Origin of the sequence: Kineococcus gurbantunggutensis, from assembly GCF_050871925.1 — a bacterium.
Lineage (GTDB): Bacteria > Actinomycetota > Actinomycetes > Actinomycetales > Kineococcaceae > Kineococcus.
The window spans coordinates 1-10042 of sequence record NZ_JBJLSG010000170.1 but is presented as its reverse complement, the minus strand read 5'-3'; the positions used below and the strand labels follow the sequence as shown (position 1 = coordinate 10042).

9 protein-coding genes are annotated in these 10042 nt (G+C 78.8%); 4 read left to right on the top strand and 5 right to left on the bottom strand.

Going from position 1 to position 10042, the window contains the following annotated elements; translation table 11 throughout:
- Nucleotides 1-58: 58 nt before the first annotated feature.
- Nucleotides 59-883 (bottom strand): aldo/keto reductase, encoded by an 825-nt coding sequence (locus ACRYR7_RS21700; RefSeq protein WP_432574195.1) that lies wholly within the window; start codon nt 881-883, stop codon nt 59-61.
- Nucleotides 884-1075: 192 nt separating this feature from the next.
- On the opposite strand from ACRYR7_RS21700, the gene ACRYR7_RS21695 reads away from it, so the two are divergent.
- Nucleotides 1076-2245, top strand: coding sequence for a hypothetical protein (locus tag ACRYR7_RS21695; RefSeq protein WP_432574194.1), 1170 nt, complete (start codon nt 1076-1078; stop codon nt 2243-2245).
- On the opposite strand, the gene ACRYR7_RS21690 is transcribed toward ACRYR7_RS21695, so the two are convergent.
- From ACRYR7_RS21690 to ACRYR7_RS21680, 3 genes are all read right to left on the bottom strand, one after another.
- The gene (locus ACRYR7_RS21690; protein ID WP_432574193.1) at nt 2170-3117 is read right to left on the bottom strand and encodes a hypothetical protein; all 948 of its coding nucleotides are present in this window, start codon (nt 3115-3117) and stop codon (nt 2170-2172) included. The two genes, ACRYR7_RS21695 and ACRYR7_RS21690, sit on opposite strands and share 76 nt — an antisense overlap.
- Complete coding sequence (locus ACRYR7_RS21685) at nt 3117-4400, bottom strand: RNase A-like domain-containing protein (protein ID WP_432574192.1); 1284 nt, start codon at nt 4398-4400, stop codon at nt 3117-3119. Before ACRYR7_RS21685 ends, ACRYR7_RS21690 begins: the two co-directional genes overlap by 1 nt.
- A gap of 149 nt (nt 4401-4549) precedes the next feature.
- A complete protein-coding gene (locus tag ACRYR7_RS21680) occupies nt 4550-5842 on the bottom strand; it encodes an MFS transporter (protein ID WP_432574191.1) in 1293 nt (430 codons plus the stop codon).
- Between the two features lie 131 nt (nt 5843-5973).
- On the opposite strand from ACRYR7_RS21680, the gene ACRYR7_RS21675 reads away from it, so the two are divergent.
- The 3 genes from ACRYR7_RS21675 to ACRYR7_RS21665 all read left to right on the top strand — a co-directional run bounded on the left by ACRYR7_RS21675 (nt 5974) and on the right by ACRYR7_RS21665 (nt 8179).
- Nucleotides 5974-6870, top strand: a complete 897-nt coding sequence (locus tag ACRYR7_RS21675) for a LysR family transcriptional regulator (protein WP_432574190.1) — start codon at nt 5974-5976, stop codon at nt 6868-6870.
- Nucleotides 6871-6995: 125 nt separating this feature from the next.
- Nucleotides 6996-7961, top strand: a complete 966-nt coding sequence (locus ACRYR7_RS21670; protein ID WP_432574189.1) for a hypothetical protein — start codon at nt 6996-6998, stop codon at nt 7959-7961.
- Nucleotides 7934-8179, top strand: coding sequence for a hypothetical protein (locus ACRYR7_RS21665; protein ID WP_432574188.1), 246 nt, complete (start codon nt 7934-7936; stop codon nt 8177-8179). The genes ACRYR7_RS21670 and ACRYR7_RS21665 overlap by 28 nt, the downstream gene beginning before the upstream one ends.
- Here the strand turns inward: ACRYR7_RS21665 and ACRYR7_RS21660 are convergent.
- Nucleotides 8143-9648: a hypothetical protein gene (locus ACRYR7_RS21660; RefSeq protein WP_432574187.1), complete on the bottom strand. Its 1506-nt coding sequence runs from the start codon at nt 9646-9648 to the stop codon at nt 8143-8145. The two genes, ACRYR7_RS21665 and ACRYR7_RS21660, sit on opposite strands and share 37 nt — an antisense overlap.
- Between the last annotated feature and the right edge of the window lie 394 nt (nt 9649-10042).

Sequence of the window (10042 nt, the reverse complement as noted above, 5' to 3'; positions counted from 1 at the left end):
GCGCCGCGCTGCGCGAGGTGCTGCTGGCCCGCCGCGACGGCCCGGACGAGGGGGCCGCTCAGCCGAACGTGTCGGGGTCCGGGCCGGTGCGCTCGTCGCGGTTCAGGGCGCTGAGGTCGGCGACCTGCTCGTCGGTGAGGGTGAACCCGAAGACGTCGATGTTGCTCGCGATGCGCGAGGGCGTCACCGACTTGGGGATGACGACGTTGCCGAGCTGCAGGTGCCAGCGCAGCACGACCTGGGCGGGTTCGCGGCCGGTCTCGGCGGCGACGCGGGTGACGACGGGGTCGGAGAGCAGCTCCCCGCCGCGCGCCAGGGGGCTCCACGCCTCGGTGGCGATGCCGTGCTCGGCGTGGAAGGCGCGCAGGTCCTCCTGCACCAGGTACGGGTGCAGCTCCACCTGGTTGACGGTGGGCACCAGGTCCGTCTCGTCCATGAGCTTGCGCAGGTGGGTCTTCTGGAAGTTCGAGACGCCGATGGTGCGGATGCGCCCGTCGCGGTGCAGCTCCTCGAACGCCTTCCACGTCTCGACGTAGTCGTCGCGCTGGGTGGGCCAGTGGATGAGGTACAGGTCGAGGTACTCGAGCTGCAGCTTGGCCATGCTCTCGTCGAAGGCGCGCAGCGTGCGGTCGCGGCCGTGCTCCTCGTTGGCGAGCTTGGTGGTGACGAACACCTCCTGGCGGGGCACGTCGGTCACGCGCAGCGCGTCGCCGACGCCGGCCTCGTTGGCGTAGCCGGCGGCGGTGTCGACGTGGCGGTACCCGGAGCCGAGGGCGTTCAGGACCACCTCGACGGTCCGCTCCTGGGGCACCTGCCACACGCCCAGGCCGAGCTGGGGCATCTGGACCCCGTCGTGCAGCGTCACGTTCGGAACTGCGGGCACGCGTCCTCCTCGTCGGTCCTGCGGGTCGGCGCCGAGGCTACGGGCGCGGGCGGCGCACCGCGCGCGCAGCGGCGGGCGCGACCGCGCCGGGGCCGCGCCAGGGCCGCGCCGGGGCCGTGCCGACCTCGTGCCGGGGCTCGTGTCGGGGCTCGTGCCGGGGCTCGTGTCGGCGGCGGGGGTCACGATGGCGGCATGCTCCCGCGCACCGCTGCGGGCCGGCGGGCCGCTCCGGAGCCGTCGGCCGTCGTCCACGCCGTGTGGGTGCGCCCGGGCCGGCTGCTGTGGTGGGTCGAGCGCGGCGGCCCGCCCGTGCCGCACGCGGTGCACGTGCCGGCCGGTGCGACGCACCCGGCGCACCCGGGGGCGCTGCGCGGGCAGCAGCGCGCCGCGCTGCTGCGCTCGGGGATGGCCGGGGCCGCGCTGCACGCGGTGCTGGCCGGGCCGACGCGGTGGGTGCCGGCGCTGCTGCCGGCGCGCGACGGGGTGCCGCTGCCCAGCCCCGACGCGTTCGCGCGGCTGCCCTGGCCGCGCCGGCACCCGGCCCCGGTGGAGCTGGCCGTCACGGAGCTGCCGTGCACCGCTCCCCCGCTGGGCGTCAGCGTCGAGGTGGTGCGCGGCGCCGCGCCGGGCGGCTGGGGCGACGGCGGGCGGGTCGTGCCCGGGCGCGAGGTGGTGCACCTGGGGGCGCTGGTGCGCGACCTGGCCGCGTTCGCCGCCGCGGCGCCCGCCTCCTCCTCCGGCCCGGGGGCGCCGTGGCGGCGCCGGCGGGCGGCGACGCTGCCGGCGGCGCTGCGCGCGGGCGTGCCCGGCGCCCGCGGCGGGGCCCTGAGCGCCGCGCAGGTCGTCGACGACGTGGTGGGCGCGGTGCTGCCGCACCTGCGCCGCGACGCGCTGCCGGTGCCGGCGGCGGCGACGGGGCGGGTGGTGCTGCTGCTGGGCGGGCCGGTCGACGCCGTCGGGGCGGCCGGCTCCGCCGGCGCGGACGCGCCGTCGGAGCCGTGGTGGGTGGACGTGACGCTGTCCGTGGGCGGGGCGGCGCCGCTGCGCATCGGGGAGCTGACGGGCGACCCGATCGCGCTGGAGGCGCTGCGCGACGGCCTGGCGCGCGCGGTGGCGGTGTGCCCGGTGCTGCGCTCGGCGCAGCGCGACGCCGCCGACGCCGGCCGGCTGCGGCTGCCGACGGCGGTGGCCGCCGAGCTCGTCGACCGCGGCGCGGACCTGCTGCACGGCGCGGGGGTGGCGGTGCTGGTGCCGCGGGAGGTGGCGGCGGCGCTGCGGCGCCGGCGTCAGCTCCAGTCGAAGCGCTGGATCCGCCAGGACGTCCACCCCAGCCAGCGGCGCAGGTGGGGCGGCTCGGCGTAGCAGCCCAGGGCCTCCACGGCGGCGCGCAGGGCGACCTCGTCACGGGCCAGCAGGTGCGGCAGCTCGTCGGCGACCCGGTCCAGGAACGCGGGTGGCTCCGCGCCCAAGGCCGCCCACTCGTTCCAGTCGGGCTCGTCGGCCAGGTCGGCGGCGTTGAACCAGCCGCCGAGGAACGAGGTCAGCGCCGGCCACGCCCGCCGCCAGGCGGGCGCGGCCGGGTGCTCCCACGGCTCGGCGGGGTGCGCGGCGGCCACCTCCCAGGCCGGGCCGGCGTCCCCCGCGTCCAGGCGCCGCAGCACCACCGCGGCGCGGGTGGTGGGCACCGCGGAGGTGACTACGCCGCGCGCGGGCAGCGGTGCCAGCCGCACCGCGAGCCCGACGTCGGCGCCGACGTCGCCGACCAGGTGCAGGCGGGTGCCGGCGTCGGGGTCGGCCAGCCAGGCGTCCACCTCGTCGCGGTGGCGCTCGGCGAGCACGCGCACGGCGCGCCGCAGCGCCCCGGCGCCGGTGCCGGCGCCGTCGCGCAGCCGCCACGGGTAGGGCCACTCGGGCACCGCGCCGCGCGAGAGGATCGTGGTGGGGTCGTCCACGGCCTGCTGCAGGCGCTCGCGGTACCAGGCCATCCACTCCAGCCAGGAGTTCCCGTCGGGCGGGTCCTCCGTGCCCGAGCCGAGGCGGTCGCCGACGTCGCGCATGCCCTCCTCGGTGACCACCCCGGCGGTGACCGCGCGCACGACGGCGAGCGAGGCGGCGGCCTGCTGCGGCCCGCCCTCGGCCAGGTGCAGCTCGACGGCCTCGCGCGGGGAGGTGGCGCGGCCGTCCGCGTCCGTGCCGACGGAGAAGAAGAAGACGTCGTCCCAGGGGCGGTCCATCAGGGGGGTTGCTCCTCGTCGAGGTAGGCGGTGAGGACGTAGGGGTGGCCGCCGGCGTCGCGGCGCAGCACGACGACGGCGCGGTGGGGAGGGGCCCGCCGGAAGCCGGGGCCGTCGCGGACGAGGACCGTGCCCGCGGAGGCGTCGACCGGCACCTCCACGGCGATCCTGCCGCCGCCGGCGAGGGCGCGGCGCACCTCGGCCTCGTTCTCGCGCAGCGCGGCGGTGACGGTCCGCTCGGCGGTGGCGAGGTCGGCCCAGCGCGACGCGGCCCTCGGCGCGCCCCGGCGCCGGCCGGTGCCCGGGTCCAGCGTCCCCAGCGTCAGCCGCTCGCGCAGGTACCGGTCGTCGACGTCCACGTGCCGCTGCAGGGTGTGGCCCGGGCCCTCGCTGCGCCCGAGGTCGACCCCGGCGAGCATCTCGTCCAGGGACTGCGGCGGCAGCGGGCCGTCGGCGCCGCGGGAGCGCTCGTCGGGGCCGCCGCGGGTGCGCGGCGCCCCGGGCGCCGGGGCGGGCAGCAGGTCCTCGGCGGCGCGCCCGGCCCCGCGGCCGAGCAGGCCGGCGCCGAGCCCGCCGGCCACCGCTCCCCAGCGCCCGTCGCGGGCCTCGTCCAGGTGCAGGGCCGCGGCCGCGGTGCCGGCGGGGTCGAGCAGGGCGTCCAGCGCCCGCCCGGGCGCGGCGCGGGCGGCGTCCCACCAGCCCTCGGGGTCCCGGGTCCACCCGGCGAGGGCGTACGCACCGCCGGCGCCCTCGGCGGCGAGCGCGCGGACGGCGTCGCCGACGTGCTCGCCGAGGGTGCGCGGGCGGTCCTCGACGTCGGCGACGAGCGCGAGCAGCCGTCCGGCCAGGCGGGCGGAGCGCTCGTCGTGCTCGGCGAGCAGGGCCTCGCGGCTGCGGTGCCACAGCTCCAGCGCGGCCCAGGCGCCCTGGAACGCGATCAGGTCGGCGCCGGGGTCGCGGGTGCGGCGCTCGGCGTCGGCCAGGCCGTCCTCGACCGCGCGCAGGCGCCCGGCGAGCACCGCGAGGTCGCGGGCGTGCTCCTCGAGGAGGGCGGCCCCGGCGGCGGCGGTGCGGGTGAGCAGGTCCAGGTCGCCCAGGGCGCCGGCCACGAGCGCGCCGAACCCGTCGTGCGCCACGCCCCACCAGCCGCCCAGGGCGCGGACGGCGGCGTCGACGCCGGCCCGCGCGCCGGCGAGGTCGCCGGCCGTGCCGCGCGCCGCCGCCGCCGCGGCGTCCGCCGCCGACGGCGACGGCGGCGGCGCCTGCCGCGTCGCTGGTCCCACCCGCACCTCCCCGGTCGCGGGGACCGTGGCAGGCGCGGGCGCCGCCGGCGGCGGTGTCCACAGCGGCGGGCGGGGGGTGCGCGGTGCGCGGGCCTGTGGCTCCCGCGGCGGTGCGCGGGGAGGACCCCGCGCGGTGGCCGGGCGGGTGCTCAGGCGGTCAGCAGGGCCTCGCGGCGCCGGGCCAGGACGGGGCGGGAGGCCAGGACCGCGGCCACCGCCAGGGCGCACGCCAGCGGCACGAGCCCGCACAGCGCCATGCCGGCGCGCACGCCTACGTGCTCGGTGACCCAGCCGACCAGCGGGCCGCCCAGCGGGGTGCCGCCCATGAACACCAGCACGTACAGGCCCATGACGCGCCCGCGGTAGGCGCGGTCGACCCAGAGCTGCACGGAGGAGTTCGCGATCGCCTGGAACGCCAGGTTGGTGACGCCCATGACGAGCAGGACGGCGACGAACACGCCCAGGTTCGGCGCGAACGCGGCCGCGGCCTGCGCCAGGCCGAACGCGGCGCCGAGCACCAGGATGGTGCGCAGCCGGGTGCTGCTGCGCCCGCCGGCGACCAGCGCCCCGGTGACGGAACCGACGGCCAGGACGACGTTGAACATGCCGTAGGTGCTCGCGTCGCCGCCGAACGTCTCGCTGGCCATGGCGGTGAGCACGACGGGGAAGTTCAGCCCGAACGTGCCGAACACGCCCACCAGCACGATCGTCCACGCCACGTGCGGGCGGGCGGCGACGTGGCGCAGGGCCGAGCGCAGCTGCCCCTTCTCGCGCGGCAGCGGCGGGGTGCGCACGAGCTCGGAGGTGCGCAGGAAGAACGCCAGCGCCACCGTGGGCCCGAGGTAGCACAGCGCGTTGGCGGCGAACGCCCACCCGGTGCCGACGGTGCCGATGAGCAGGCTGGCCACGGCGGGCCCGACGAGCCGGGTCGTCTGGAACGTGGCGGCGTTCAGGGCGATCGCGTTGCGCACGAGGGGGGCGGGGACGACCTCGCCGACGAACGACTGCCGGGTGGGGTTGTCCAGGGCGACGACGAGGCCGCCGACGACGGCGAGGGCGTACACGGCGCCGACGGTGATGCGCCCGGTGAGGGTGAGCACCGCCAGGGTGGTGGCCACGGAGGCGCTGCACAGCTGGGTGACCAGCAGGATGTTCCGCTTGGGGTAGCGGTCGGCGACCATCCCGCCGTGCATCCCGAACAGCAGGATCGGCAGGAACTGCAGCGCCATCGCGATGCCGACGGCCGCGGGGGAACCGGTGAGCTCCAGGACCAGCCAGTCCAGCGCGATGTTCTGCATCCACACGCCGGTGTTGGCGAACGCCTGACCGGCGACGTAGGTGCGGAAGTTCGGCACGCTCAGGGCGGCGAAGGTGCCGGTGCGGGTGGGGGGTGCGTCGGGGGTGGCGTCGGGGCTCGTCTCGGCTGCGGCCGGCGGGGTCACGGATCGGTTCCTTCGGTAGCGAGAGGTCTGTGACCATCATCACGGGGGCGACAGCGAGATCGCACGGCGATAGCCTGCTTATCAGTCATCACGTGTCGTGATGAGCGTCCCGGCGGGGAGGGGGTGCGGCCGTGGCGGAGGCGGGCCGGCCGGTGCCGGCGTTCGAGCCCGTGCAGCTGCGCTCGTTCCTGGCGGTGGCGCAGACGCACTCGTTCACGCAGGCCGCCGCGCGGCTGGGGGTGCGGCAGTCCACGGTGAGCCAGCACCTGCGCAAGCTGGAGGACGCCGCCGGTCGCGCTCTGGTGCACCGGGACACGCACTCGGTGGCGCTGACGCCCGACGGCGAGGCGATGATCGGTTTCGCCCGATCCATCCTCGCCGAGCACGAGCGGGCGGCCTCGTACTTCGCCTCCGAGCGGCCCCGCGGGCGCCTGCGCATCGGCATGTCCGACGACCTGGCGCTGACGCGGCTGCCGCACATCCTGCGCGACTTCCGCACCGAGAACCCGCGCGTGGACCTGGAGCTGACGGTCGACCAGTCCGGTACCCTGCACCGCCGCCTGGAGAACGACCGCTTGGACATCTTCATCGGCAAGCGGCCGCGCGGCTCGGGCGAGGGGAAGCTCGTCAAGCGCGAGCGGCTGGTGTGGGTGGGCAACCCCTCCACCCGGGTGGACCTGACGCAGCCGGTGCCGCTGGTGGTGTACCCCTCCCCCTCGCTCAGCGGCGCCGCGATGCACGAGGCGCTGGAGCGCGCCGGGCTGGGCTACCGCAGCGCGTGCGTGTGCCGCGGCGTCAACGGCCTGATCGCCGCGGTCTCCGCCGGCATCGGCGTCTCGTGCCTGGCCAGCTCGCTGGTGCCGCCGCAGCTGACGGCGCTGGGCCCGCAGCACCGCCTGCCCGAGCTGGGGCAGATCGACCTGGTGCTGCTGACGAACCCCAAGACGCAGCAGCGCCCGGCCTCGCGGGCGCTGGCGGCGGCGGTCCTCTCCAGCGGCCCCGGCGGGCTGAGCCCCTCGGCGCCCTGACCCCGCACGCACCCCGAGCGCGCCCCCGCGCGGCGGCCGGGCCGGGCACCCGGCGCCGGGCGGACGCGGGCGCCCCTCGACTACCGTCGGACGGTGCCCGACCGCCCCGACACCGCTCCCCCGCCGTGCGCCGCCTGAGCCGCGCCCTGCACCTGGACCTGGTGCGCAGCGAGAAGGGCACGCAGCACCTGACGACGTTCGTGGTGACGGCGGTCAGCACGATCCTGCTCACGCGGCTGTTCCTGGCGCTGAGCGGGTACCCGCAGATCGGCGGGGACACCGGCCTGCACGTCGCGCACGTGCTGCCCGGCGGGCTGCTGATGCTGGCGGCGATGGTGCTGCAGTTCGCCTACGTCGGGCGCGGCCCGCGCCCGGTGGCGGCGGTGCTGGGCGGGGCCGGTTTCGGGTTGTTCATCGACGAGGTCGGCAAGTTCGTCACCGCCGACAACGACTACTTCTACGAGCCCGCCGCGGCGATCATGTACGTGGTCTTCGCCGCGCTCGTGGTCGGCGCGCGCCGCTGGCGGCGGCGCCGGCCGCTGGACGACGACGAGAAGGTCGCCAACGCCGCGCACGTCCTCGTGGACGGCCTCGCCGGCCGCCTGCCGGCGCGGCGGCGCGACGAGGTGCTGCGCACCCTGGACGGCCTGGGCGACGCGCCCGCCGCGCGCGAGCTGCGCGCGCTGCTGGCGCGGGTGGAGCCCTCACCCGCGCCGGTGCCGCAACGGCTGGAGCACCTGTGGGCGCGGGTGGACGAGCTGTTCGACCGCCTGGCCACGTCGCGGTGGGCGCTGCCGACCATGGGGTTGTGCCTGCTGCTGCAGGCCGGCGGCGCGGGGCTGGTGGCGGCCGGGTTGTGGCTGGAGGGCGAGCGCCACGGCCCGGCGATCGCCGGTGTCGTCGGCGGAGCGGGCGCGGCGCTGGTGTTCGCGCTGGTGGGCCTGGGGGGGGGGGGGGGGGGGGGGGGGGGGGGGGGGGGGGGGGGGGGGGGGGGGGGGGGGGGGGGGGGGGGGGGGGGGGGGGGGGGGGGCCCCGCCCCCCCCCCCCCCCCCCCCCCGCGGCGGTGGAGTCCTTCCAGCGCTCGGCGCTGACCTCGCTGCTGGTGACGCAGGTCTTCCTCTTCGCCGCCTCGCAGTTCGCGGCGACCGCGGGCGTCGTGGTGGACCTGGTGCTGCTGGGTCTGGTGAACGCCGACCTGGACCGCATGCGCACCCGCGCGGCCGCGGCCGCGAGCGACGGCGGGGACGGCGGCGGGGGTGCGCGGGGCTCCGCTCAGCGCTCCCACAGCTCCACGCGCACCGCGCCGTAGTCGCCCTCGAAGGCCAGGGCGCGCCCGTCGCGGGCGGGTCCCACCCAGGAGGCGAACACCTCCTCCCAGGGGTCGTTGAGCACCACCCCCACCAGCCACACCCGCTCGCGGCCGGCGAGGGCGGGCGCGCGCTGCACGTCGGGCAGGTCGTCGCCGCCGACGGAGACGCTGACGTCGGTGTCGCGCAGCAGCAGCACGTCGTCGACGGGGGTGCCGGCGGGCAGGTAGTACCGCACGTGGGGGCGGGTGGTGTTGCCCAGGTGCACCACGGCGTCGCCGGGGCGGGCGCGCTGGGCGAGGGCGGCGACGGCGGAGGGCACGTCGTCGGTGACGTAGGGCCGCTGGCGGCTCTGCACCAGGTGCGCGCCCTGCCCCACGAGCAGCGCGGCGACCGCCAGGGCGGCGACGCCGGCGCGCGCGGAGCCGGTGCCGGCGCGGCGGGCCAGGGCCCCGGCGCCGACGCCGGCCAGGACGGCCAGCGCGGGGGCGGTGGCGCCGGCGTAGCGGGCGGCGAAGAGCTGACCGCCGGCGGCGGAGGCGGCCAGCGCGGCCACGGGGGCGGCGGCCCAGGCGAGCACGAGCAGCAGGTGGGCGCGGTCGCGGCGCAGGTGGGCGGCGCCGGCGGCGCACAGCACGAGCAGCACCAGGACGGCGAACGCGCCGCCGACGTACGCCGAGCTCAGCCGCAGGGTCTGGCGCAGCAGCGGGAAGCCGTCGTCGATGCGGCCGGGGGCCTGGGAGAACCCGACGGCGAGCATGGCCAGGGTGGCGGCGGCGGCGGGCAGCGCGCCCAGCGCGACGCGGGAGCGGCGGGCCCGCCCGGGCAGCGCGAACGCCACCGCCAGCAGCGCCGCCACCGCCGGGGCGCCGGTGAGCACGTGCAGGGCGGCGGCGAGCACGGAACCGCCCACCCACAGGGCCAGCCACCGCGCGCGCGGGTCCTCGCGGTCGCGCAGCACGCCGTGGGCGGTGGCGGCCACGCACGCCAGCACCACCGGGTAGGGGCGGGCCTCCTGGGCGTGGTCGACGACGACGGGGGTGAGGGCGAACGCGCTGCCGGCGACGGCCCCGGCGACGGCGCGGGCGCCGGCCGCGGAGCCTGGGCGCAGCAGCCGGGAGGCGATCAGCCCGACGAGGGCGGCGGCGAGCACGGTGGCCAGCGCCCCGGGCAGCCGCAGCCACGCCTCGTCGGTGGACACGCGCACCCAGGGGTGCACCAGCGCGTACCAAGGGCCCAGGCCGGCGTCGGTGACGCGCAGCCCGCGCAGCATCACGGGGTAGGAGCGCTCGGCGGTGGCCAGGGTGTAGACCTCGTCGCGCCACAGCGGCTTGGCGTCGTAGCGCCACGCGGTGGTGGCCAGCGCCACGAGGACGGGCACCAGCCACGCCCACGGCGGCGCCCCGGCGCGGTGGTGCCCGTCCTGGCGCGGCGCGGCCCCGGCCGCCCGTGCGCGCGTGCTGCCCGGCACCCGTCCCCCTCGTCCTCGGCGGTGGCCGCCGCCCGGCCACCGGTGCCGGTGGGCGCTGCCCGCCGCCCGGCGCCCCGAAGCCTGCACCACCGGGCCGGGGCGCGCCGGAGCGGGCGGGCGGCGCGGCGGGAGGGCCCGGCGGGAGGGCCCGGCGGGAGGGCCCGGCGGGGCGCCCTCAGCGGTAACACAGCGGTAACCCAGCGCGTGCCCGGGGCACCTAGGTTGCGGCGGGGGGGGGGGGGGGGGGGGGGGGGGGCGGCGCCCCCCCCCCCCCCCCCCCCCCCCCCCCCCCCCCCTCGGCGGTGGTGTACCGCAAGCCCACCACCCGGCTGGCCCCGGAGTACTCCTGGCGCGACACCGACCGCTGGATCGACTTCCCCTGGTCCAGCGCCGG

Coding starts and splice junctions, on each gene's coding strand:
- ACRYR7_RS21695 (WP_432574194.1), top strand. CDS start 1,076: ATGCTCCCGCGCACCGCTGCGGGCCGGCGGGCCGCTCCGGAGCCGTCG.
- ACRYR7_RS21690 (WP_432574193.1), bottom strand. CDS start 3,117: ATGGACCGCCCCTGGGACGACGTCTTCTTCTTCTCCGTCGGCACGGAC.